Annotated in this window: 22 protein-coding genes; 8 read left to right on the forward strand and 14 right to left on the reverse strand. The window is 42.9% G+C overall.

Translation table 11 applies throughout. From position 1 onward, the window contains the following. Positions 1-432: 432 nt before the first annotated feature. Positions 433-954 (reverse strand): hypothetical protein, encoded by a 522-nt coding sequence (locus ACJ751_RS23755; RefSeq protein ID WP_407748027.1) that lies wholly within the window; start codon positions 952-954, stop codon positions 433-435. 323 nt (positions 955-1,277) lie between these two features. Between ACJ751_RS23755 and ACJ751_RS23760 the strand changes: the two genes are divergently transcribed. Continuing rightward, positions 1,278-4,352 carry a protein O-mannosyl-transferase family gene (locus ACJ751_RS23760; RefSeq protein ID WP_407748028.1) on the forward strand — a complete coding sequence of 1,025 codons (3,075 nt, stop codon included), beginning with the start codon at positions 1,278-1,280 and terminating at the stop codon, positions 4,350-4,352. Positions 4,353-4,445: 93 nt separating this feature from the next. Here the strand turns inward: ACJ751_RS23760 and ACJ751_RS23765 are convergent, their stop codons facing one another. After that, positions 4,446-4,904: a hypothetical protein gene (locus ACJ751_RS23765; RefSeq protein WP_407748029.1), complete on the reverse strand. Its 459-nt coding sequence runs from the start codon at positions 4,902-4,904 to the stop codon at positions 4,446-4,448. Between the two features lie 171 nt (positions 4,905-5,075). Here ACJ751_RS23765 and ACJ751_RS23770 point away from each other — a divergent pair, with 171 nt between their 5' ends. The 4 genes from ACJ751_RS23770 to ACJ751_RS23785 all read left to right on the forward strand — a co-directional run bounded on the left by ACJ751_RS23770 (position 5,076) and on the right by ACJ751_RS23785 (position 8,959). After that, the gene (locus ACJ751_RS23770) at positions 5,076-5,663 is read left to right on the forward strand and encodes a peptidylprolyl isomerase (RefSeq protein WP_407748030.1); all 588 of its coding nucleotides are present in this window, start codon (positions 5,076-5,078) and stop codon (positions 5,661-5,663) included. A gap of 9 nt (positions 5,664-5,672) precedes the next feature. Then, positions 5,673-6,401, forward strand: a complete 729-nt coding sequence (locus ACJ751_RS23775) for a phytanoyl-CoA dioxygenase family protein (protein ID WP_407748031.1) — start codon at positions 5,673-5,675, stop codon at positions 6,399-6,401. A gap of 242 nt (positions 6,402-6,643) precedes the next feature. Beyond that, positions 6,644-6,850 (forward strand): hypothetical protein, encoded by a 207-nt coding sequence (locus tag ACJ751_RS23780; protein ID WP_014222010.1) that lies wholly within the window; start codon positions 6,644-6,646, stop codon positions 6,848-6,850. Positions 6,851-7,249: 399 nt separating this feature from the next. Further along, positions 7,250-8,959 (forward strand): DUF2341 domain-containing protein, encoded by a 1,710-nt coding sequence (locus tag ACJ751_RS23785; protein WP_407748032.1) that lies wholly within the window; start codon positions 7,250-7,252, stop codon positions 8,957-8,959. Positions 8,960-9,082: 123 nt separating this feature from the next. On the opposite strand, the gene ACJ751_RS23790 is transcribed toward ACJ751_RS23785, so the two are convergent. The 11 genes from ACJ751_RS23790 to ACJ751_RS23840 form a co-directional block, all read right to left on the reverse strand. After that, positions 9,083-9,748 (reverse strand): NAD-dependent epimerase/dehydratase family protein, encoded by a 666-nt coding sequence (locus ACJ751_RS23790; protein ID WP_407748033.1) that lies wholly within the window; start codon positions 9,746-9,748, stop codon positions 9,083-9,085. Positions 9,749-9,914: 166 nt separating this feature from the next. Further along, on the reverse strand, positions 9,915-11,027 hold the full coding sequence (locus ACJ751_RS23795; RefSeq protein ID WP_407748034.1) for an LLM class flavin-dependent oxidoreductase: 1,113 nt from the start codon (positions 11,025-11,027) through the stop codon (positions 9,915-9,917). Continuing rightward, entirely contained in the window at positions 10,994-11,755 is a 762-nt protein-coding gene (locus tag ACJ751_RS23800; protein ID WP_407748047.1) for an ADP-ribosylglycohydrolase family protein, read from the reverse strand. The genes ACJ751_RS23795 and ACJ751_RS23800 overlap by 34 nt, the downstream gene beginning before the upstream one ends. A gap of 19 nt (positions 11,756-11,774) precedes the next feature. Then, positions 11,775-11,939 carry an ADP-ribosylglycohydrolase family protein gene (locus ACJ751_RS23805; protein WP_407748035.1) on the reverse strand — a complete coding sequence of 55 codons (165 nt, stop codon included), beginning with the start codon at positions 11,937-11,939 and terminating at the stop codon, positions 11,775-11,777. A 9-nt stretch (positions 11,940-11,948) separates the two neighbouring features. Further along, a complete protein-coding gene (locus ACJ751_RS23810) occupies positions 11,949-12,488 on the reverse strand; it encodes an RNA 2'-phosphotransferase (protein WP_407748036.1) in 540 nt (179 codons plus the stop codon). 10 nt (positions 12,489-12,498) lie between these two features. Continuing rightward, positions 12,499-13,458, reverse strand: a complete 960-nt coding sequence (locus tag ACJ751_RS23815; protein ID WP_407748037.1) for an ADP-ribosylglycohydrolase family protein — start codon at positions 13,456-13,458, stop codon at positions 12,499-12,501. Between the two features lie 30 nt (positions 13,459-13,488). Next, positions 13,489-13,956, reverse strand: a complete 468-nt coding sequence (locus tag ACJ751_RS23820; protein ID WP_407748038.1) for a macro domain-containing protein — start codon at positions 13,954-13,956, stop codon at positions 13,489-13,491. 7 nt (positions 13,957-13,963) lie between these two features. Then, positions 13,964-14,788 (reverse strand): TIGR02452 family protein, encoded by an 825-nt coding sequence (locus tag ACJ751_RS23825; RefSeq protein WP_407748039.1) that lies wholly within the window; start codon positions 14,786-14,788, stop codon positions 13,964-13,966. Between the two features lie 10 nt (positions 14,789-14,798). Next, a complete protein-coding gene (locus ACJ751_RS23830; RefSeq protein ID WP_407748040.1) occupies positions 14,799-16,235 on the reverse strand; it encodes a nicotinate phosphoribosyltransferase in 1,437 nt (478 codons plus the stop codon). Between the two features lie 50 nt (positions 16,236-16,285). Beyond that, positions 16,286-17,182, reverse strand: a complete 897-nt coding sequence (locus ACJ751_RS23835; RefSeq protein WP_407748041.1) for an NUDIX domain-containing protein — start codon at positions 17,180-17,182, stop codon at positions 16,286-16,288. Between the two features lie 515 nt (positions 17,183-17,697). After that, on the reverse strand, positions 17,698-18,390 hold the full coding sequence (locus ACJ751_RS23840; protein WP_407748042.1) for an NUDIX hydrolase: 693 nt from the start codon (positions 18,388-18,390) through the stop codon (positions 17,698-17,700). Positions 18,391-18,466: 76 nt separating this feature from the next. On the opposite strand from ACJ751_RS23840, the gene ACJ751_RS23845 reads away from it, so the two are divergent. The 3 genes from ACJ751_RS23845 to ACJ751_RS23855 are packed head-to-tail and all read left to right on the forward strand — an operon-like array spanning position 18,467 to position 23,259. Then, entirely contained in the window at positions 18,467-20,059 is a 1,593-nt protein-coding gene (locus ACJ751_RS23845) for a transferase (RefSeq protein ID WP_407748043.1), read from the forward strand. A 40-nt stretch (positions 20,060-20,099) separates the two neighbouring features. After that, entirely contained in the window at positions 20,100-21,113 is a 1,014-nt protein-coding gene (locus ACJ751_RS23850; RefSeq protein ID WP_407748044.1) for a hypothetical protein, read from the forward strand. Beyond that, complete coding sequence (locus ACJ751_RS23855) at positions 21,070-23,259, forward strand: hypothetical protein (protein WP_407748045.1); 2,190 nt, start codon at positions 21,070-21,072, stop codon at positions 23,257-23,259. The genes ACJ751_RS23850 and ACJ751_RS23855 overlap by 44 nt, the downstream gene beginning before the upstream one ends. Before the next feature lie 86 nt (positions 23,260-23,345). On the opposite strand, the gene ACJ751_RS23860 is transcribed toward ACJ751_RS23855, so the two are convergent. Then, positions 23,346-25,984 (reverse strand): DUF4132 domain-containing protein (locus ACJ751_RS23860; protein WP_407748046.1); only part of this gene is annotated, 2,639 nt, incomplete at its 5' end.

A 25,984-nucleotide genomic window follows, 5' to 3' on the forward strand; every position in this document is an offset into this window, starting at 1 on the left:
AGCTACTATCAAAAAAGAAATTGACCTGATAGAACGGGATCTGGCGTGGATGAAAAATATTAAACATGAGAAAAGGTTTCTGGAAACGATAGAAGAGATAAAGACGTGCCTGTAACATTCGAAGAATCGCTTAAGTTGATCAGTTAACCAGTTGACCAGTTGATGAGTAGAAAGCAGGTTGACAGGGTTGATATAGTTGACAATGTTGATATAGGGTTCTGGCGTCAAAATGTTGAGTGGGTGGCATAAAATGCCGAAAGCCGGCAGGCATTACTAATTTTTAGCAATTGCCCTTCCGGCTTTCTATTTGTTCACTCAGATCATTTGTATTACTGGTCAACTCGTCAACTGGTCAACTTCTTACCTCTTACTTCCTGCCTCGATCTCTTCCTCTATCAACCTCATCAACTATATTAACCTTATTAACTCCCCTCACAACCCAAAGTGCCAGCCCGCTTTAAATGCCAGCCAGGAGGCATAACCTTCGTTTGGACGACTGAAACCATCAAAATCAACTCCCATTTCAAACAGGCCTAGCTTTACGCCGGCGCCCACATCACCACTAAACCGGGAATAAGATGAATTGGTGGTTTTATCCTTAATATGCGCCACCCCGGCATCGGCATGAATAAATAATAAATTAGTCGGTAAAAAAAACTTGCGCACCCCCAGCTTCATGGGAACATACGTTAAATTACTTATTTCTTTTGAAGGCGCATTAAAGACCGTATACCCCACTGTACCGGTTAAAAATGTCTTTTTGCCAAGGTCAATGCCTGCGCCTGCTTCCGCTCCCAGGCCAAAGTTGTAATCATTTTTGAAACTGGCCTGCACCGGCGCAGCATATTGCCCATGTGCAAACACGAAAAATAGTTTTTGTGCCTGGGCACTATTATAGCTACCGGCAATGAGCAACACGGCTACTACCGTTAAACAACGAATAGCATATTTCATATTGGAAGATTGTATGTACAGCAGAAGAAAATTTTATGCCATTACCAATACAGCAATATGTTTGTTTATTCACATATAATCTGTTTAAGCGGCTCAGGGAAATAATTAACGTTTCTATAGGATATTGATAGTACGTCTGAAAATGTAATTCTGTAAATATATTCGACATTTAAGGTGCTGTTAAGGCATTGAAACAGAAAGGCACTTTGTATTTACCAGATCAGGAAAGGGATTAAAGTATAAAAAGCATCCGGCTCTAGCACGTGATGGTGACTGTGTATTCTATAAACCATATATATGTCATAAACTTTAAATCCATAAAAATGACTTTCAACAAAGTGAACAACCTGGCAGGATGGATGGTATGCGCCATTGCCTGTACTGTTTACCTGCTGACGATGGAGCCAACCGTTAGCTTATGGGATTGCGGGGAATTTATTTCAACCGCTTATACCATGGGTATTCCCCACCCACCCGGTGCGCCGCTGTTTATCCTCATCGCCCGGTTCTTTATTATCCTTTTTGGGAACAACCCACACACCGCGGCCATTGCGGTTAACAGCATGAGCGCTATTGCAAGCGGCTTTACCATCCTGTTCTTATTCTGGACCATTACTCACTTTGCACGAAAGTTGGTACAAAAAAACGATGCGCCGCTTAGCAGGCAAGCTATATTCAGCATCATTAGTGCCGGTGTAGTGGGCGCATTGGCCTACACCTTCTCCGATTCGTTCTGGTTCAGTGCGGTGGAAGGCGAAGTATATGCGCTCTCTTCTTTCTTCACAGCCCTGGTATTCTGGGCCATTTTAAAATGGGAACAACAATCACACAAAGCCGGCGCCGATAAATGGCTTGTATTTATTTTCTTTATGATGGGGCTTTCCATTGGCGTTCACCTGTTGAACCTGTTGACCATTCCAGCCATCATTATGATGTATTATTACAAACGGTTTAAAGTAACCCGGCGAAATACCATCCTTGCCTTTTTGATTGGCTGTTCCATCACGGGCTTTGTAATGAAATTCATTATCGTATACACCGTTAAGGGCGCCGGCGCTTTTGACGTTTACTTCACTAATGAACTGGGCATGCCCTTCTTTTCCGGCTTTACTGTTTTCTTTTTATTAATAGCCGCTACCATTGCCTGGGGCATAAGGATAGCTAACAAAAGAAAATTGAAATACCTGACAATCGGTCTGTGGAGCTGCGCCTTTATGCTGCTGGGGTATTCAACTTACCTCACTACCATGATCAGGTCAAACGCCAACCCGGGGGTTGATATGTACAACATCGACAACCCCATTAGCCTGGAAGGTTATTTAAGCCGGGAAAAATATGGCGACTGGCCAATAGTTTACGGTCCTGATTTTACCGAGAAAACACCTTACGCCAAAACCGGCGATGAATATGTAAGGGGAAAAAATAAATATGAAGTGGCCGGCAGCCGCTATATACAGAACTGGAGTGCTGCTCCCGGCGCTCACCTGTTCCCCCGCATGTATGACGCCAGCAATGATCGCGGACAGGTAGATTGCTACCGCCAGTTCGCCGGATTGGAAATTGGTGAAACGCCTACCATCGCAGATAACATAAGATACTTTACCAGGTATCAGGCCGGCTGGATGTACATGCGTTATTTCATGTGGAATTTTGTTGGCCGGCAAAACGACCTGCAGGGTTTTGGCAATCCACGCGATAGTAATTTCATCAGCGGTATTTCCTTTATCGACAACGTGATGGTTGGCAATCAGCAAAAAATGCCCGACACCGCCCACGTTACCAATAAAGCATTCAACCGCTTATATATGTTGCCCCTTTTATTAGGTGTTGCCGGTTTGGTGTATCAATTTAAACGCAGCCGTCGCGACGGGCTGGTAAATGGGTTATTGTTCTTCTTCACGGGGCTGGCCATTGTCCTCTTCCTGAACCAGGCAGGCTATCAGCCACGCGAACGTGACTATGCCTTTGTAGGCTCGTTCTATGCGTTCAGTATCTGGATTGGGCTAGGTGTGCTCTGGGTAAAACAGATGCTGGAAAAAGTAACCAGGCCGCCAATAGCCGCCTACCTGGCGGCCGGGCTTTGCTTATTGGCCGTGCCTGTTTTAATGGCTCAGCAGGAATGGGACGATCATGACCGCAGCCAGAAAACCCTGGCGCTCGACCTGGCTAAAAACTACCTGAAGAGCTGTCCGCCCAATGCCATTTTATTTACCGCTGAAGACAATGATTCTTATGCCTTGTGGTATGCGCAGGAAGTGGAAGGGATCAGAAAAGATGTGCGCGTAGTAGTTAGCACACTTATTGGTACCGACTGGGGCATAGATCAATTACGATATAAAGTAAATAACAGCGCACCCTTTAATGTAGTGTTCAGACCCGACCAGGTGGCCGGGGATAAACTCAACGTGATCTATTATTCCCAAACGCCCGGGTATGATAAAGACAAATACTACGACCTGTACAACATTCTGAAAAATGTAGTAGGCAGCGATGACCAGCGGTTCACCACCACTTCAGAGGATGGTGACACCTATAGTTTGTATCCCACTCAAAAATTCAGCGTACCGGTTGATGTAAAAACTGTAATGGCCAATGGAACCATACATGCCGGTGACAAAGTGGTTGACTCCTTACACATTGACCTCAGCAGTAAGAATTATTTGTTCAAGAATGACCTGGCGATACTGGCAGTTATTGCCGGCAACCAATGGAAACGGCCCATCTGTTTCTCCAACCTGGGTACGGCGCAAGACATGGGTTTGGATAAATACACTCGTTTGAATGGCCTTACTTATCAACTGGTGCCTGTTGAAAATACCAATACCAGTGGAGTAAACCTTGATGTGGCTTATAACAACGTGATGCAATATTTTGGTTATGGTAATGCAGGCAAAAAGGGCGTTTATTTTGATGAAGAGAACCGCCGCCGTCTTAACACCATTAAACTGGCGCATGCCCAAATAGCCCGCAGCCTGGCACAGGCCGGCAGAAAGGAAGAAGCCAGAAAAATTTTACATCGCTACGACGAGCATGTGAACGAAGCCAATGTGCCTTATGGCATGACAACCAACCGGGGCAACATCCATAATATATTCTCGCTTCAGTTCCTGGAAGCCTGTTACCTGGCCGATGACCTGCCGTTGGCTAACAAAGTGGCCAAATCATTGAAGAAAGACCTGCAACAACAAATGCAATATTATCATTCCCTCGGCGATGGCAGCTACACAGATGAGCAAATGATAAACAATGCCTGGTTGTTGACACAAGGCAAAGCCGGCGATCTGTCGAACAGACAAGCCTCGTTTGCGCAGGATATTCTTTCCAGCTACCAACTATTACAACAAATAGAAAAATGGGAACAGGAGTTTCAACCTAAACGTCTGTCTGTTATAAATTAATCAGGCCTCATTAAAATAATAAGAGCCATTCCGGTATTAACGGGATGGCTCTTCTCTTTATAACCCTTCAAAATAGTACGGAATAGAACCCGATTAATATCTACTGAACTTGTAACGGCCAATGGTGTGATTGTTATAATTGGTAGCTACAAAAGAGTTGGGATATATTACCACATTATCAAAGTACATGTCTATCACATCATCGCCTTTGTAATTTGATACATGTATCTGCATATCCTGGTGCGAATTGGTATAGTAAACGCCTGATTCATCATAATATCCGCCAGAAGCAGTGTTCATGCTCCAGGTACCTTTAAGGGTAGCCCCATTTTCAACATAGGTAGCCTGTCCATTGCTATAGAAAGTAAACACGCCATTTTCAACACCGGTGCTCACAGCAGACCAACCGTAGGCATCTTTTTGTGCGGCATCAGTAAGTATCCATGAACCGGTAATGGTAGGTTGTATATCGACTATAACACCAACTTTTGTACAGCTGGCAAATGAAGTAACGGCAATCAATAAGACGGTTAAGCGTAAATAAGATTTCATGACCTGGTGTTTTAAAGTGAATAAAAAGTGGTCATCTATAAGAAGGTTTACTGTTCCTGCGGTTTACTCGTGGTTTAGTAAAACAGCTCATTTGGGAGATCGTTAACAGCTGGTTATTATTTCTTTAACAATAAGTCTATAAACTATATATTGCATTGTTAAAATTCATCGATGCGCAACCAATACCTGTTCATTTTATCCCTCAACCTTTTGATGGGAGCCTGTTCACCGAAGTATAAAAACCCGCATATTGAAATACAGACCAGCAAGGGTGAAATAGAAGTGGAATTATATCCCGATCAGGCGCCTAAATCAGTACAGGCGTTTCTTTCTTACATTAAAAAGGGGTATTACAAAAACAGTTCGTTTTACCGCGTGCTGAATGACGACAACCAGCCTTCGAATGCCGATAAGGCCGAACTGATACAGGGCGGCATGTATAAATCGATGCCGAAAGTGCATGATACGTTAACCGGCATTCCGCACGAGAGCACCGCACAAACGCATCTTCTGCATAAAAAGGGCACCATTTCCTTAGCCCGGTTAGCGCCCGGCACTGCCACCAGCGAATTCTTTATTTGCTTAAGCGATCAACCCGGTTTTGATTATGGTGGTGAGAACAATCCCGACAAACAGGGCTATGCGGCTTTTGGCAAAGTGATAAAAGGCATGGACATCGTGACTAAGATCTATAATCAAAACGAAGACAACCAGTCATTCGATCCGCCGGTTCCTATTTATAATATTATTCAACTGTAAAACCAGAATATGATGCCTTTACAGTCAGATGGATACACTATTATCAATGACGTGTTTACTGCATCCGAAATCACGAGCATTCTTGACACCATCAATAATATCGATACCAGCGGCCCGGCCTTTAGAAAAACAAATGATCTGTTTGCCATCAGGCGATTTGTAAAAGAAGTACCGGATATTAGCCCGTTGGTCTTTAACAGCCGCCTGCGTGATATAATAATTCAGTTATTTGGTAAGGATTATTTCCTGGTAAAATCAATCTATTTCGACAAACCGGAGCAATCAAACTGGTTTGTTGCTTATCACCAGGACCTGACTATTTCCGTAGATCAGAAAAAAACCTGTGCCGGTTTTGAACAATGGACCGTAAAGAATGACCAGTTTGCTGTACAACCACCCATAGATCTGCTAGAGAATATTTTCACCATCAGAATACACCTCGATGATACCGATGAAAATAATGGCGCCCTGAAAATAATACCAGGTTCCCACCGGAAAGGCATCTACCGGCCTGAGACCATTGACTGGAGCAAAGAAAAAGAAGTGGTTTGTAAGGTACCACGCGGCGGCATTATGATCATGCAGCCCTTATTACTGCACGCATCCAACAGAACCGTTAACAATAACAAAAGAAGGGTAATTCACCTGGAGTTCAGCGACCGGCAATTACCAGGTGGTTTACAATGGGCCGAATACCTGGCCCTAAATAACTTCCCCATAAGAAAAATAAATATTTAAGGAAAGAACCTCAAAAGCTTGCACTATTAAAATTTGCTTGCCAAATTTGTATGGTACGTAGCACCTATTATTCCCTGCACCTTTATTACCCCTAAGTCGAATTCCAATTTCCTTACGTCACCTGACTATTTAATCAATTCCAATTATCGCTGGGATTAATCAACGTATTGGTATGTTATCAGTATGCACTGATAAGTAATTCCGTATTCCGTATTCATTCATTATAAAATCAACGGTACCATATGAAACTTTTCTACCTGCTATTGGAATTGACATGTATTGTCATTACAAGTGTAATAAGCGCAGTATTGTATTTAAAAGGCGAGGTTAATTTATCGAGCCTGTTAATTTTCACCTCCCTGGTTTCACTCACCTTATGGGTGAAATCGAACGGATTACTGCAAGACAAAAAAATAACCAACGATGCGAGCCCGCAAGAAGCTCACTGAGAAGGTGTGCACAATAACCTTTACCATCTAATCAATTCATTGAACATTCATTACCGGCCATGCTTTAGCCCTGTATGTGTTGCAGCTACAGGCGCTAAAGCCGGTAATATTTTAATGCCTCCACATAAATTTTGAATGTATTAACTGTATATATTACAATACATTTCACATATACAAGATTATATATACCTCCATATACTGCTACTACTTAATGCATTGTAGAATAAAATCACTACCCTGATATAGACGTTGACATATATCAAATAATAAAGGTTTCCCATTACATTTATTTTCCACCTATGCAATTTTTTTGCTATGAATACGGTTATAACTAAGACTTCGCCAGATTCCCGATGCACCTGAATCCGTAACAGGCAGAAGTTCATTAATGGTTAAGGTATGATACAATTCAAAGTAAAGAATAGCTCTTTGAAGAAGGGATTCTTCTGTCTATTCGTACCAGCAGTGCTTTTCCATAGCCAGCTGACTGCACAACCAACTGGTTATTCATATGGAAGATCCATCACTATCCAGGGTTCCCAGGTAACGGGATCATTAAGCAATTTTCCTGTATTGATCAGCATTACTGATCCTTCATTGAAACAAGCTGCCGCCGGTGGCCGGCTTCAAAATGCAAACGGGTATGATGTTATATTCACGCTGCCTGATTGCAGTACTGTTTTACCAATGCAATTGGAAAAATATACAGCGAGCACGGGTGAGTATATAGCATGGGTAAAGTTACCTACGCTTGTTGCCAATACTAATAAGTTAATATGTATGTTCTATGGGAAAACAGGCGTCTTGGCCAATCCTTCTAACCCGGCAGTATGGGACGCCAACTATATGGGTGTATGGCATTTTAACAGCAGTGTGAGTGATGGCACTACCAACGGCAGCAACCTGACCAATACTGGAACAACCAACTTAACCGGGAGCAAGATAGGCGATGGCCGCCGGTTAGATAATAACCCATTTGTTCAATCAAGCTCAGGCAGCATCAAGTACCTGCAATTGCCTAATGGCATGTTTACAGGGGTAAATAATTTTACGTTTGAAGGTTGGGTATATCTTGAAACGGTGACTACCAGTTGGGAACGCATATTTGATTTTGGCAAAAACACCCAATTCAATATGTTCCTTACTCCCAGCACGGGCACCAATGGCATAAAACGTTTTGCAATAACTATCAATAACAATGGTAGTGAAGAACGATTATCTTCTGCTACTTCAACCGCTACCAGCGCCTGGCACCATTTTGCAGTGACTATAGATGCTGCCAGCGATGTCGGTGTTTTCTATTATGATGGCGTAGCTGATGTTTCCGGCACAATCGACCTTACGCCTAATGACCTGGGCAACACCAATGCCAACTATTTTGGCCGGTCGCAATATGGCAGTGATGAAGGATTGTATGGAACCTTTGATGAATTCAGAATCTCGAACAGCACCCGTAGCGCAGGATGGATAGCCACCTCTTACAAAAACCAGAATTCGCCCTCCACATTCTATAATATCTCTTCAGAATTAACGGCCACTACATTATGCAGTATCCTGCCCATTAAAATAGGCAGCTTTGAGGCCATACCAACTAATAGCGGCACTGTAACCATCAGCTGGACCGCAGAGCAGGAGAACGCGTCAGATAAATATATATTGGAAAGATCGGCCAACGGCAGCAACTGGGAAGCTATTAAAACCATCAATGCTACCGGTAATGCCGGTCCGCAAAAATATACCACCCAGGACCTTAACCCTATATATCCGGTAACCTATTACCGCATACAACAGGTGGAAGCCAATAACTCAATTACTTATACTCAAATTATATCGGTTAAACTGAATGAGGGTGCTTTGAACAACAATAGTTTTATTGTAAGCCCCAACCCGGCCCGGCAACTGATACAGCTTGCCTTCCAAGACAATGTATTACCGCAACAAACGCGGGTGGAACTAATAAACAATGTGGGTGTAAAAGTCCAGGTTCAACCAGATTTCAATGGAAATACAATTTCTTTAAAACTGCCCCGGTTGGCAAACGGAGTTTATTTCCTGAACGTGTATATCAAAGACACTAAACACACCAGAAAAATGCTGATCGCTCAATAAAATTTTTTAATCAACTAAACAACCCTCCTGAGGTCCTTTACCGATGAATCACTGTGAAACTGCAATCAAGAAAAAATAAAAAGCAGCAATGCTTTTTTTATCCCGCCCAGGCGGGATTTTTTATTATGCGGTATGAGCCAGCCTGATAATATCCTTTACTTCCAGTACTGATTTTTCATATCCTTTTAAAGTCACGTTGATCATCGCCCACCCTACCTCCTGTAATGTTGATACCTTGCCAGGGAACAATACCTTAAATGCAGGATACATCCAGCCCAGGAATTTATAGCCTTTTAATACATGCTTCAATCCTGGGGTTGGACGCATAAAACCCGGTCTGAACATATAAGCTGCTTTAAATGAAAGGCGCATAAGGTCATTTTCTGTTTGTCCTTTTACGCGGGCCCACATCATTTTACCATGCTCCGTACTATCGGTACCGGAACCAGATACATAGCAAAAGGTCATGCCTGGATTTTGATCGGCCAGAATGGTTGCCATATGCATGGTAAGGTCATAGGTAACATGATGATAGTCCTTTTCATTCATGCCAATAGAAGAGGCGCCTAAACAAAAGTAGCAGGCATTATAGCCCTTCAACTGATCTTTGATAGCTGAGAGGTCATAAAAATCAGGATGTATTATTTCTTTTAACTTGGGATGCATGTAACCAGCTGTTCTACGGCCTACTATCAGCACTTCTTCCACATCAGGGTGCAACAGGCATTCATGTAAAACCCCTTCCCCTACCATTCCGGATGCGCCTGTTATAATTGCTTTAATTTTCATATATAAACTAATACGACTATTGATAAAACAGTTTGTGTAACTGTTTTGTTTGGCCTAAAAATAATACGTGATTACAGAATTGGCAATGCCCCTGTAAATTATATAACATAAAAAAGCCGCCCATTAAGGCAGCTTATCTTGTTATATAAACATTATGCCAGTAATATTATGCCTGCTTGTTATTCGTATTGACAGTTAGTTCAAACAGCTTAGCTAATAATTCGTAGCTGTTGAAACGGTCTTCCCGGCTTTCGGTAAATGTGGAAAGAATAACTTCAGCTACATCCATTTCTGCAGCCAGGGCTGTTATTTTATCTTTTACTATAGCGGGCGTGCCTACAATAGTACGCTGTCTGTTAAACAATACCCGTTGCCATTCAGCAGCGGTATAGTCATATTTACTTGCCGCTTCGTATGTAGGTATTTCATCAAACCGGCCTTTTTCAAAACTCAATAAGCGATAATCCATAACGGCCTGTACCTGCGCCGCTTTTTGTTCATCTTCGGAACAAAAAGCAAAAACACCCACACTTGCCTTGGGCGCTTTCAACTGTGCCGATGGTTTGAACCGTTGTTTGTAAATCGCAATGGCTTCTTTACCGCCAACAGGATTGATGAACTGCGCATAGCTTAACGCCATGCCACTATGGGCCGCGAGATAAGCGCTTTCGCCACTACTTGTCAGCATCCACATGTCAGGCACCGTGTCAATTTTCGGTATGGCCCGTACTTTACCCTGGATGTTGTTGTAGTTGGGATTGTCGTTTAAGAAATCCTGTAAATCACTGATCTGTTGAATATATTCCTGCGGGTCGAATGTATTGGAAGGATTTAATAACTGTGCTGTTATGCGGTCGCCACCAGGCGCACGGCCCACACCCAGATCAATTCTTTGTGGGTACAGGGCTTCGAGTAACTTAAAATTCTCCGCCACCTTTAACGTACTGTGATTCGGCAGCATTATACCACCTGATCCCAAACGGATGCGTTTGCTTTCTGACGCCAGGCGCGCAATCAATATCTCAGGCGCAGCCCCGGCCAGGGTAATGGTATTGTGGTGTTCACTCAACCAATAGCGGGTATAACCCCATTCATCTGCCTTGCGAACCAGCTCTATAGATTCCTGCAAGGCTTCTGCTGCATTGCTTCCCCGACGAATGGGGGTTTGATCAAGGATACTCAATTGTAAAGACATGCCAATAATAACAGGCGAAGGAGGAAAAGGTTTAATGGCCTGGTAAAATGCTATATGCCCATGGCTTTCGCCAGGCGATCGCACAGGTTTTTTATATCATTGCTTCTTTTAACTTCATTCCGCCACTTTTCGGGAATGGATTCAAACCCATAATACAAGCCTGCCAGTCCGCCGGTTACGGCCGCAGTAGTATCTGCATCATTACCCAGGTTAACGGCCATTAAAGTTGCATCCTTGTAATTATCGGTGTTAAGAAAACAATACATGGATGCCTGCAAGGTATTCATCACATAGCCCCAGGAAGGAATGGATTCAACATCTTTTTTTGAAATATCTTCCTTTAATAAAGAGGCAAACTTATCCACCTCAGATTTTGCAATTTGTTTTTTTACAATGTGATCATAAACCGTTTTGGCGGTATTGGCATAAGCTGTATGCTTATCCCGACCTTTCAACAACTCCAATGCATACTCCAGGTAATAGAAGCAGGCAATTTTGGAGCGGATATGACCATGGGTAACAGCAGAAACGTCTTTGATATGAGCGAATCTTTTCTCAATATCAAAATCACGGATGTAAAACAACAACGGCATAATACGCATTAAAGAACCGTTTCCATTACAGTCTTCTTCAAAATCGCCCGCTAACCAGGGTGTTTGGGTTCCTCTTCTTAAGCGGTCGATAGCATTACGGGTGGTATTACCAATATCAAAGACTTCGTTATCGGCAGTCCAGTAGTTCTCATCATACCACATTACAAAACGTTTACCCAAATCATTCAGGTCATATCCAAGGCATAATGATTCAGCCAGACAGAACGTTAACGAACTGTCATCGGAAAAAGTACCAGGCGGTTGCCCGTGACTTTTTAAAACCTATAAAGTCCGTTACAGGATCCTGCCGCAACACGCTGCGGTCCTTAAACTCAGCCGGTACACCCAATGCATCGCCAATAGCCACACCAAATAAAGCGCCGTGAACAGGGTTCGTTGTCATACGTTGTTTTTAGAATTCAATAAATGCAGCCGGCACATGATCGGTTAGCCAAACACCATTGGCCGACAGGTAAAATACATAGCCTTCATCATGCATAGCCAGTGCCTGAATAACCAGCACCACCGGTTTACCATGACGTCCGCCTACGTTTTTGGCGGTTCCTTGTTCTGCAGATAAATGCAAATGCTGCCGCTCCATTCTTACCAACCCCTTTTCTTTAATAACTGGCAGGTAGGTAATTGCCGTTCCATGATACAGGATCGTTGGAGGAACCTGCGGCGGCAGATTCAGATCCACTTCTATGGTGTGTCCCTGACTGGCACGAATGCGGGTTTTATTGTCATTAAAAGCAAACCGCTTTTTATCGTTGGTATCAACTACTATTTGCAGGGTTTCAAAGTCAAGGCGCGTGCCTTTTTTATTCATCTTTTCTATCAGTTCTGTAACATCGGCCCAACCTTCTTCGTCGAGGGTAAGCCCTATTTGCTCTGGTTCATGTCTTAGCACCAGGCTTAAAAATTTACTTATATGTTTTAGTTGTTTTTCCATATACTTCACTTTACAGACCCATTGCGATCGATAACCGATCGCACAGGTCTCTTATCTCATTGCTTCTTTTTATCTGATCGATCCATTTTTCAGGGATGGTATCAAACCCATAATATAAACCTGCCAACCCGCCCGTTACCGCCGCGGTGGTGTCGGTATCATCACCCAGGTTCACGGCCATCAATACAGCCTCTTTGTAATTGTTTGTTTTCATAAAACAATACATGGCCGCCTGAATGGTATGTACTGCATGGTGTATGGTATTGATTGATTCTTCACTTCGTTTTGTAATATCCTCACTGATCAATGGTTTTAACACATCTATGTCCTGCTGCCCAAGTTCCAGGTTTTGAATAAAGGTTGATACCGTTTGTGCGGCATTGGCATAGGCCGTTTGTTTGTCACTGCCATTTAATAACTCCAGGGCAAACTCGAGAAAATAAAAACAGGGTAAAATGGTTTGCATGCTTCCATGTGTTATACAGGCAACCTGCCTGGTCATATGGTATCGCATTCCTACAGGGTAAGGCCGCAGATGAAACAGTAAGGGCAATATCCGCATTAATGAACCATTGCCCGTGCAGTTCACATCGTAATTACCGGATCGCTCTGGAGGAACGCCATTCTGTAACCGTGTTATGGAGTCTTCTGTTGATTTACCTACACCAAACACGGTACCACCTGCCGTCCAATAATCTTCGAAGAAATATTTCACAAACTGTGCTGCTATATCATTCAGGTTGTACCCATCGCATAATGACGCTGCCAGGCAAAACGTGAGGGAACTATCGTCGGAGAAAGTGCCCAATGGCTGGTTATGGCCTTTATATCCTTCTGGACCTTTATAGTTCGCGAAATCTACAACAGGATCTTGTTTCAAAACATCCCGCTTTATCATTTCAACAGGTACACCCAATGCATCACCTATGGCCAATCCAAATAAAGCGCCGTGAACAGGATTTGGTTTCATTAGTTTGCTTTTAATTATCGCGTGCTTCCATTACAGATCATATACCGTCACAGGTACTCCTTTCTCTGCCAGCTCCTGAATTATAACCGGCTCCATTTTATCCCAGGTGCCGCCAGCCAGTCCGCACCCGATCCTTGGCAAATGCACAGATGCATTTATTTTCTTTGCATATACAGCCACCTTTGACAATGCTATTCCGATTGCTTCATAACGAACCGGTGGAATGCCTTCTTTGTCGGACTTTATATCATGCTGACCAATCATATTGGCTACCCAGCAATCCTTTTCCACTTGTACAAAAATCACTTCCCCTAATGAGAAGTTCTCGCCTGATTTAAACCATTTCTTGAATTCATTTTCCGGTTGTGACCACCGTTTGGAAAGCGCCAACACAAAACCCCGGCCCCAACCGCCAATGTCATTGCATACATGTGCAATAATTTTATTTCCTTCTCCAATAGGAGACGTTGCATCCCCTTTGATATAATTTAATTGCATTGCTTACCTATTTAAATCTTTTCCTGAATGGTTCTATGATACTTTCCTTATCCGTTTTAACGGCAAATATTATCTGTTGAAACTGGTTGGCGAATTTGCCTGTAAGCGCTTCCAGGAACAGTTGGGAGATATCTTCCGGATCATTCTGGAATACACCGCAACCCCAGGCGCCGAGTACCAACGTCGTATGTTTCTTACTCAAACAAAGCGCTAACAGTTTCTCTACCCGTACGCGCATCCTGGGAATTATCTTTTCAGCATTATTTTCTTCACTTCTTCTTACAACACCTGCATTCACAGCCGGTGAGGTAATGATAGTGATACATACCGGCTCATCCAGTTCCTGCCCGCCCTCATTCTTTATAATGGGCACAGCGGGGGAATAGATCATGTGATCAGAATACAAACAGGTGCCTGAATTTCTGTGATAGGTGTAGTATTCCATCGCGGTGAGCAAACAGGGGTATAAACCACTTGCCCGCGCTATACATTCCTCCTGCGCCAGAGCGCCCCCAAGAAAGCCACCTCCGGGATTTTTTGCGGAAGCAAAATTCAAACACATAACACCCTGTACTCCCTCTCTTACCAGGCGGCGGGCCGCATCACACGTAGTTTCATTCGTTACTTCGTATTGGGTTTGGTAGCTGTTTTCTTTTTTAGTGTTATTCAACAACTCATCCAACTCTTCGGGTTTGAATAACCGGGTATTGTCTACTGCGTTCTTTTGGATCCCGGTGATATCTACTTTTTCGCCCTGGCTATTATTGTAAAATCCTTTCTCCAATATCTCCAGTGTATCTTTTGCTATTTCTATTCTTCTACTTTGTTTCATAAATTCTTTTTTACGATATCAATTGCACCTCAACAACCGCCCGTTCCCTGATCTCCTCAAAACTGCTGGTGTTGATGATCTCTCCATTCTCAAACACCGTTATCAGTTGGTCCTCATATCCGGTTGAGGTTTCTTTTCTTACGGTTTGAAAGCCTTCATCGGTGCGAATTAATTTTAATTGTCCGGCTTTTGATTTTTTAAATGATTGTATCAGTTTACCATGGGTATCCAGTTCTACCGGGTGTTTCTGTACATCTACAGGCTTACCATCTATTTCGGCATAAGAGCATTTAAAGGCAAATTTTTGCGTATCACGATCTACCTTTTGTAATAAGGCGCCACCCATTCCCAACACCAGGTTTTCTGCACTGATGCCATTTACTTTCAGGGCGCCATAAATACTGCGGATGGCCTGTACGTTTACCCCATCACCCTGTATCACGCGCACTTGTGGTGGTAATACCTTGTATCCTTTTTCATTAATGGTATAGCCGAATTTGGTCAATAATATATCAAACACGCGCAACAGGGTGAAAACCGGGTCGCCGCTATCCGGACGAATTACCAGTACGCCATCCCTGCTCAATACCAGGTCTTTTAATTCTGTTCCCCAGTATTCGCTACATGCCCTGAAGATGTCGAACGAGTCAGACACACAAGCCACCACACCGGTAGGGAAAGTTTTTAAAATGTGTTTGAATATTTCCAGCTCACCTTCCTCGCCCAACAGCGTACAAACGGAGTGCTCTGTAGCCGGTATTGATAAGCCATATACTTTTTGTGCATCGTAGTATCTTTTTGCCATCATACTTCCCATCAATGTATCACTTCCCCTGAAGTTTATCAGGTGGGCGGCGCCACCCAAACCGGCACTTTCAACTGAACTTACACCCCGGAACCCAAAATCGTTCAACACAAAATCAATTCCTGGTTTTGATGCTTCTGAAGCGGTTTCTTCAAAATACTCTTCTACGATCTTTCTTACTTCGCGTGAAACGGTAGCCACGGTACAAGGGTACCATACCTGCATCAACAGGGTTTCTAAAAAGTTCGATAACCAGAAACATTCAGGGTCTGTATTCTCGATGGTCATCAGTACATTGTTCACAGGCACTACAGTTCCTTCGGCTACTGCTTTTATCCGAATTGGCAAGCGACCATTGTATTTTTCCAGAATGTAATCGAACTTGCTGCGATCGAACACATCGGTTCTGCCAAATACCTGGGTTAAAAATTCCTCCGCTTCATCCATCTTTTCTTTGGTGATGACCTGGCCTTCTAAATAATATTTCAGAAAATATTGTAACCCAAAGAAGATGGTTTCATCAAATTGTCCACCCCGGCTTTCGAGATATGAATAGATCTTCGTTGTACCAGGATAGTATAATTTATGGTGAGAATATTTATAAGCGTCGGCGAGTAATACAAAGTTCTCTTGCGTTTTCATATGATGTTCAATTTAAATTGTGATCCAAGGTTGTTTTAAGGTCTGTTAAATTATCCTTTCAGGTTGTTTAATAATAGATTTACCAGTACATGATGTTCTTTCACAATAACTCCCTGCTGCATCATTGCCTGCAATTCTTTTACCGGGAACCAGCCCAACTCTTTCAGGTCGTCGTTTGCTTTTGCATGTCCGAACACCCATTGGGTTTTAAAGAACAGCGTCATGATCTTGTCTTCTTCTGAACGGTAGCGCCAGTCGTCTATTTTGGCAGAGCCTATATATTGCATGGCATTTATTTCCAGGTCACCACATTCTTCCTGCAATTCCCGGCGGGCTGCTGATTCATAATTATCGTCGGTAGGGTCTGAAAACCCACCTGGGAAACGCCATTCCGGTGCGTTGTGCTTTTTCCCTAACAATACCTGGGTATTGCCATCCCTTAATACAGCAATATCAACAGTGGGATAAACTTTTGAATAGGTATTCTGAAAAGCATAATTGATCCCCATTCTGAAATCGACAGAGTCAAGCACCTTATCGCTGTTTTCATTGCGAATAGCTGTGGAAGAGTGCTCCCCAAATTCAGGCAGGGCAACTACCTGACAATGGCCATTGTAATAGGGCATAAAGCAATCGCGGCTTCCGTACAATATAAACGATTCTGAAGGGAAGGTATTTTGTAACAGGGTATCCAGATTTTTGCTCCAGGTTTCATCGGAAGGATGATCACTCAGGGGCAGCACCATCAATTCGGGCGCATATTGTTTTAATAATCGTTCCCGGGTATAAAAATCGAATGGGTTGCGGCGGCTGCCTTTTACCGGGGATACGCCCAGCACCACTATTACTTTATTGTGTTTCGACCGAATTTCGTCGATTAAATATTTGTGACCTTCATGGAGGTACGGGGTCTGAAATCTTGCGATAATAACACCAGTTGCTTTCATTTTGCGTTATTTATACGCAAATTTATATCGCGTATCTGGAATCTCCAAATTTTGCGTAAAATACACGCAAAATAAATTTTAGCTTATAATGCAGTGGTAATATACTTTACCTATTTTCAACCGGCAAGGCTTTAAAATAATTTAAGATATTGGGTATATTTAATAAACAGTGCTGGTGGGGTTTGAGCTGAATTAATTTTCTTTTTAAAAAGAAAAAGACTTTATTTAAAAAAAAGGTATTTCTATTTAAAAACAAGAAGTGTTTTTTCAAAAACAAGAACTGTTCATTGAAAAAGCTGAACAGCTTTTTCAATCAGATGAAGATTCTTTTTAATTAAATGGCCGTTTTTTTTAAAAGAACGTTCTGGTGGTTGAAAAGAATGGTCATACTTTTTAAAAATATTAGATTCTTTTTGAAAAACAAACGCTGTTTTTTAAATAACAAGAACTGTTTTTTCAAAAACCAATGCTGATTTTTGAATGGATTAGGAAGGGTAAAAATGATTTTGCCTCTATTACACCTCAAAATTAATCCCCTCTTTCACCAGTTCCTGATAACGTTTTTTATTGAACTGATACATTTTGCTAGGGCGGCCCTTTCCTTCAGACTTCGCATACTCATTGGTTTCATCGAGTATACCAAGGGCCAGCATTTTTTTGGAGAAGTTGCGGCGGTCTATATCGCGGTCGAGCAGGGTAATGTATAATTTTTCCAGGTCGGAAAATGGGAATTTACGATCGAGCAATTCAAACCCAATTGGCTGATAGCGGATCTTGGTGCGCACCCGCTCAATGGCCATGTTCAGTATTTTTTTATGATCAAAGGCCAGCGAAGGCAGGGATTTAAAATTGAACCATTGTGCATTCTCGGCATCGGTACTGGCTTTTAACTGCTGAAACTGGGCGCTTTTTACCAGGGCAAAATAGGCAATGGAGATTACCCGTTTACGAGGGTCGCGGTCTGGTTCGCCAAAAGTGTACAATTGTTCCAGGTAATTCACCTCAATGCCGGTTTCCTCCACCAATTCGCGGCGTACTGCCTCTTCCAGTGACTCATCGGGCAGTACAAAGCCTCCTGGTATAGCCCACATATTTTTAAATGGGGGGTATTTCCGTTGAATAAGCAGAATGGATACGCCTTCGTTTTTGGAATAGCCGAATACGATGGCGTCTACTGCAACTTTGATCTCTGAACCGGATACTGACATGGGCTGCAATATAAAACTTTCGGTGGTAGTACCAAGCTATCGGTGTCAAACTGTATCTTTAACGCAAATCAGTTTCATGTACCTGTTGATTCCCGGTCGCCACCAGCTCCTTACCCAATTCCAGTTTCGCTATATTCAGGGTCTTATTAAAAACGGGCTGGAAAACGAAAAGGATGTATTTGGTAAACCTATTGGCAGCAATCAAAAAATTGAGGCAGTATTATTTGCCGTTACGTCAGCCAACCACTCCAACACCCGCCGTAATCCCCTGCCGTTTTATTTGCGCGCCATTACCATCGAAGCTTTTGGCAATGAACTGGACGTTCCCACTTATATGTATGGCATTGACGATGTTGGGTATGTGCCCAATTTTGCGGAGTACACGCTCAAGCGCATTCAGCACGACAGTGAGGGGCAGTTCCATTGCACGCCAAACAATACGATAGTTATTTGTTCCACACCGGTGCTGAACATGTATCACCACCTTGGCTTTACTATACTACCGGCTGAGTTGCAGGATATGGCTACCTGGCAACACCATTCGCCCTTGCCCTGGGATGTGGTAGAGCAGATTGCCAAAAGCAGCCAATGGCAAAAAGACCCATTCGTACAACAACATATGCATACTTCGGCCTACAAAGTTTGGCTGAAATACAAACGGGGCGAAAAAGTACAAATGCTGTTCAGGGATGCCATGATCAGCAGCGACGGTGATTTAACCGAAACCCGCGACTATAATGTTTACGTACGGCAAATGGATGACATAGCCGAAATGAAATACCATGACACCGCCCACTTTATTCAACCCGGCCGTATTGGCGATATTGGTTGCGCCGTTGGTTCCTGGATAAAACTGGCCTGTAAAGATGAACGCCTGCGCGAATCAGACTTTTATGGTATTGAGGTTTCGCGTTATTTATATGTGCTTTGCCAGCAACGGAAGGAAAACGGCGAGTTTGTGAACCCGTTTGTTTTCTTCTCGCAAAAAAATGCAGTAACCGGTCTGGTGTTTGAACCCAATAGCATGAACACCATTCATACGTCTTCGCTTACCCACGAAATTGAATCGTATGGAAGCCGTGCCGATCTGTTACAATTTATTCAGAACCGGTATGCAGAACTGGCGCCCGGCGGCGTTTGGATCAACCGCGATGTGGTAGGTCCGGAAAACAAGGACCAAATCATTTATTTATGGTTGAACGATACAGATGGCAGTAACGAGGATCCTTATAAAGTAATCGAAGATAAAACAGCATTCTCTCATTACCTCACCCGGCTATCAACCTATGCTCGGTTCCTGCGCTTTGCGCGCGACTTCAGACATAAAGAAGGGTATGTGTTGAATTACTCCACCACTACCATCAACAATAAAAATTACATTGTAACCAGCTTGCACGATGCCATGGAATTCCTGAGCCGGAAAGATTATACTGATAACTGGCAAAGCGAAATGCACGAAACTTTCTGCTTCTGGGATCTTTCAGAATGGAAAAGTCATTTGCAGCAGGCGGGCTTTACCATTCATCCTTCATCGAAGGCTTTTACCAATGACTGGATCGTGAATAACCGCTGGAAGGGTAAAACTGAATTATTTTCCCTGAATAACAATGAGCTGGTTCCATTAGATTACCCAGTAACCACTATGTTTTTGATTGGGGTGAAAGCGTAACCCGTCTTACCTTCGGGCCGTTATTTCTTAACCCCCATTAATGAAAAAGCACTGGTGGCCATGTTGGTTCTTAGTATTGTTGCTGGCAGCCTGTCAACAACAACACAAGCGGCCAATCTCATTCTATTACTGGAGAACACAGTTCGCCCTGAATGGCTATGAACAAAACGTATTACGGAAAGAGGCAGTTGACACACTGTACGTTCGTTATTTTGATATTGATCTTAAACCCGAAGCCACTCAACCAGCCCCCGTATCACCCATTCAGCTTGACTCATCAATAAACCAATACCGGGTAATCCCGGTCATATTCATAAAAAACAGAACATTTGACCGGTTACCAATTGCCGATGTGCCATCTTTGGCCGCGAATGTATTTCACCTGGTTACACAAATTAATCAATCACAGCACCTCACTACACCGGAAATACAATTCGATTGTGACTGGACAGAACACACCCGGGATAAATTCTTTCAATTCATTCGGCAATACCAAACTATTTCCAACCAAAAAATTTCGGCTACCATTCGCCTTCACCAAGTGAAATACAAGGAAAGAATGGGCATGCCGCCTGTTAGTTATGGCGTTTTGATGTATTACAACATGGGCGCTATCAATGGCGATAACAACAATTCCATTTACGAACGATCGATTGCCAACCGGTATAACGCTTATATAAAGTCTTATCCTTTACCATTGCAGGTTGCCCTCCCGTTATTTAGCTGGGGACTTCAAATGCGTGATGGCAAAGTGATTGATCTGTTAAATAAAATTAACCTGACACAATTTGAAAATGACAGCAACTTTACTAATTTAACCGGCAACCGGTACAGGGCGCTGCGTGCCTGCTTCAAGGCAGGTTATTATTTTAAGCAGGGTGATGAGGTAAAAGGGGAGCATGTACCGGCTGAAGACCTGCTTGATATTACAACACAAATAAACCAATACACCAATCACCGCATCGGTAAACTGATCTTCTACGACCTCGATAGCACTAACCTCATTCAATATGAAAAAGATATTTTCAAAAAAATTAGCAATAACCTTAATTAGTTCACTTAGTGTTGGCGCCGGCATTGTACTGGCCTGTGCAGGCGATTGGGAAGAAGAAGGCGCCTCATCGAATTTTACGCCGGAAGCTTTTGTAGACAGCAGCTACAAACCTTTCTTTTATTCTAACGAGAATTTCTATTACAGTATCGGGCACGATACCCAACACGACACCAGGTTTAATGAATCAAACGTAAATGACTGGGCTACTTATTTAGGAAGCGGTACTCCGCGTCCCGAGCTGGAATATTTGTTACGCACTGCTACTGAGGGATCAATTGACAGCGTTGCTGGTTATACTGCAGGCAAGTTAAAAACACTGCCTGCCGGTATGCAATCGTTCCAGTTGTTTAAAAAGGCTGATAAAAAGACAATCGCCTTTCTTACTTATTTATCACTGGCCAAGAAAACGGAAGTATTTGCGGTGAACAATTTCGAGTATGAGTGGGATTATGATTCAAAGAAAAAAAATCCCTACTATAATGCCAGGCCGTTAAACAACAAACTGACACAGGAATTTACCAAGGCAAAAGACCCGTTCTTAAAACAACGGTACTGGTTTCAGCTGGAGCGTTCTTATTTCTTCAATGACTCAGCACAAAAAGCGATCAGCTTTTTCGACAACAATGAAAAAGCCTTCCCCAAAAATGAGCTGTATTATCGCAGCATGGCCTATGCTGCCGGAGCCTGCTATAAATTAAAGAACTATACCAAAGCTAATTACTATTACAGCAAAGTATACGATGGTTCCAATGTATTAAAAACGGTAGCCCATTATAGTTTTCATCCCCAGGAAGAAAACGACTGGAAGGCTACGCTGGCCCTATGCGCCAATAACGACGAAAAGGCAACACTGTGGCAGATGCTGGGTGTTTTTTATGGCGATCAAAACCGCGCCATCCAGGAGATCTATGCACTAAACCCCCGCAGCGAAAAGCTGAACCTTTTGCTGGCGAGAGGGGTGAATAGTGAGGAAAATAATGCTGCTAACAGCGGACTGGACGACTTGATCAATCACATTGCGCAGGCCGGTAATACCAGTCAACCCTCTATGTGGCACATGGCTGCCGGCTACCTGTATATGCGTAGTGGAAATACCCAACAAGCTGCCGCTTCCTTTGCCCAGGCAGAAAAAAAATTACCAAAAGAAAAAGCGGTACAGGACCAACTTCGTATACTGAAATTACTGAATACAGTTGCCAGTACATCCAGGGCAGACAGCAAACTGGAAAAAGCCATCCTGCCCGATCTTGAATGGTTACTGAATGACCAGTCAAAAATTGAAGTAAGGAAACAGGCGGCCATTAATTCGATAAAAGCAGCGCTGGCTTTACAATATAAAAATCAACAGGAGCTTGTTAAAGCGGCTTGCTTTAATAACTACAAGGAATTTTATGAAGATGAGAAAAACATAGAAGCCATGAAGAGCTTCCTGAACAAACCCAATAAAACGCCTTACGAAGCATTATATGCCAAACAGTACCCTTTAACGGTGAACGACCTGCTCGAATACCAGGCCATCCAATTAGTTTATAAAGAGAATTTAAGCGAGGCTATTGCAAAATTAGAAGCAGCCGCCCTTACAGAAGTACTGCCGGGCAATCCCTTTACGGGACGTTTGCAGGATTGCCATGATTGCGATCATGAAGCGCCGCAAAAAATAAAATACACCAAGCTGGCATTGATAAAAAAAATGAAGGACATGGAGGATAAAATAAAAGCCGGTACGGATATATACACTAATGCCATGCTGCTGGCCAACGCGTATTACAATATTACCTGGTATGGCAATGCCCGGGCTTTTTATGATAGTAAGGTGGATGGGCCTTTTTATTATTCAGTCAATTTTTTTGAAAACGCCCCCAGCAGTATGGACCTTGCCACTAAATATTATACGCTGGGATTAAAGGCCGCCAAAACTGACGAGCAAAAGGCAAAATGCCATTTTATGCTGGCCAAATGTGAGCGTAATAAATATTATGATGAAAAGATCTTCAGTAGTAAAAATTCCCAGGATGGCGATCATGGCAGCCAACCTGACTTTTTAGCCTGGAATGGGTTTGTATCATTAAAACAATACGCCAACACGCAGTTTTATAAAGAAGCGATCAGGGAATGTGGTTATTTTAAAACCTATACGCGTAAGTAATTTTAGCTTATGAAGTAAGAGGTAAGAAGTAGGAGGTGCAACATTCGCGAGCTTCATACTTCCTACCTTTTACTTCCTGCTTCGCTTTATCCGGCGTCACTCATTGTGCGCACTTTAATAGCCTTAATGGCCGATATTACTTCGGAATAAAATACTTCAGGCAAATTGCCCAAGGGAATCAATACAGGGTCTTTATCGTCTTTTGGTTGCGGTACCCATTTGTTCTTTCCCAGCCGCTGCCTGAAATGCAATCTACCTAACTCGGCGTCCATATCTGAATCAAAACCCGATACAAATACCCCTTCTACTTCCAGCACCGCCATTATATCGCTGGCCTCTTCATCTTTAAAGAACGTATTAATAGAACCTGCGTCACCAGTAGGGCCTTTACGCCAGCCATATCTTTCAAGCGTGCCCCTGATTGAACGGGATTCCGTTTTGATGCCATCAAAGGTTCTTACTACAGTCACATCTTTGTGTTCGGGCGCCAATGGATGAATGTTCCGATCGAGCTGTTGGAAAACCGGCTCAATGGAAAGATCAAAAAATTTACGTTGCCATTTTTTCAACTCCTCTGCCGATAGCTGCAAAGGGTGCACAATGCCTGTTTGCGCAGTTGATTCAATTGAGATTTCGTTGTCTTCGGCATCCATCAACGTGGTGTCTTCCTGGGAATAAAAACATTGTTTCAGCACACCATTATCATATATGCCCCAAAGCAATTTGGTGGCATATATAAACATAACCGGATTGGTTAAAAAGAATTGCTCCCATTGTTCTTTGTTCCACCGGCGTTGTACCACGAGGTAATGTTCCAGACGCGATGATTGTGACTTTACGATGTCCTTTACCTCTTTTGCAATAGCCTTAAACTCATCTTTTAGTTCATTAGCTGCACTGGCAGGGATAGCCTTCAGTTTTTTATTATCGTCGTTAAAAAATGCTATTTTAAAATTGCTGTCAATAAACGCGCGATAGTTGTCGCCATCTATGGTAAACTCCCTGAACAAGCCCTCAAACCCAAAGTCAGGTACAATGCGATCACCAAGTTCATACACTGTAATATTCAATTCTTCTGCAGCAGCCTCCAGGGCTAATAAGGCAGCGGCTCCTACATTGGCTTTTTTAGTTTTGTATTTACGACTGTATAACTCCACCCAGCGTAATGCTTTATTGCTTCCCTGCAACGCCAGCGCGCCTACGCCGTACTCAGCCATTTTAAACCGGCTATCATCTATCCATTTGTCAATGGTAATACGTATTTTATCTGCCACCGCTTCATTACCCAGCAAAGCCGATAAAGCGAGTAAGTATTTATGTTCGGGCCTGGTTTCTTTATCAATAAACAGTTTGATCAGGTGTAAGGCAAAACCGGCTGACCTTTCTTTATCCAGCCTGTTTATTACCAGCCTGGCTTCCAGGTCTGAACGCATGGTTTTTACCCGGCTCATCCGGTACAGTAAAAAGCGCACCTCATCGTTGCTTAATTGCTTACCATTTGAATAATACAAAGCAGGCAGGGCATCTTCACTCAACCACGCTTCCAATGGTGTTGCAAGCTTCCCCCGTTCGCGTGCATCTGCTACCACCTGCGCCAGCATGTCATCATCCATATTCGCATATAATTCTTCCGCCACAGCCAGCAACATTACGTCTCTGGCATCATCATTTTTTTCACCGGCAATTGCTTTTCGTAAAACGGCTTTTGCCTCCCGTGAAGGTATTATACTTAATATCTGGGCGGCTGTTTGTCGAACATCAGTTCTTTTATGATTCAACAAAACGGTAGTTTTCTCAATGGCATTTTCAGCTTGTCCCAGTTCCTGCACTGCCAACTGGCGAACCTGTTTCGATTTATGCAATACCAACTCCCATAAAGCTTCATTGTGTTTGTCACTGTCAAATTTCTTTATCAGATCCAGCACGTATTCGTGATAGGTTACATCATCTGTAGATGCCTTTAGCGCTTTCAACAGGAAGGGAAGGGCCTCTGCCTTGAACGTGTTAAACAGTAAATTCAACAAAGTTTGGTGCAAATATTTGGTCTGCTGTATAAGGTTCCATAATTTTTCTTTGGTGCTCACAGGATCTGCTTCCATTAGGATCTTACCAGCCAACGTACTCATTATATACCTGTCTTTTCCATCATTAATTGTTCTTTCCCAACCATCCTTATTGATGGCAGGATACAATGACAGATAATCATTCGCAACATCTATCAACAGGTCATTTACCGACCCCGGATGTTTATATTGCAGCATCATGAGCACAAAGAAGCGGTCCTCTACATTAGTGCGGTCCTTACTATAACCCTGATGTACCTTTATTCTCTCAATAATATACGCCAGGTATTTTTCCCCATTGTAATTCAGGGCCGGATATATGGCACCTAAATTGAATAGTTGCCCGTCTTCGAGGTTCGACTGCAAATACCCATCTACTTCTGCAGGTAAACATTCCATGAGCAACCCCAGAAAATATGGATTGAAGCCACTTTTACTATATTGATCATAGACTCCGCTATATTGTCTAATAAGTGCGGTTACCGTATTCTTATCTGCTGCAACAAGGTAATCTTTCAGCCATTTCAACTGGATCGTGTTCTTTGTTTCTTTTTCCTCACCAAACGGATTCCTGGAGTTTAAAAGAAAATAGAATACTTCTATCAGAGTAACATGGTTCTGTAAAAAAGCTAACCCATCATTCCAATCCTGCTCCGTTCCTG

The sequence above is a fragment of the Niastella sp. genome, assembly GCF_045805085.1.
Lineage (GTDB): Bacteria > Bacteroidota > Bacteroidia > Chitinophagales > Chitinophagaceae > Niastella.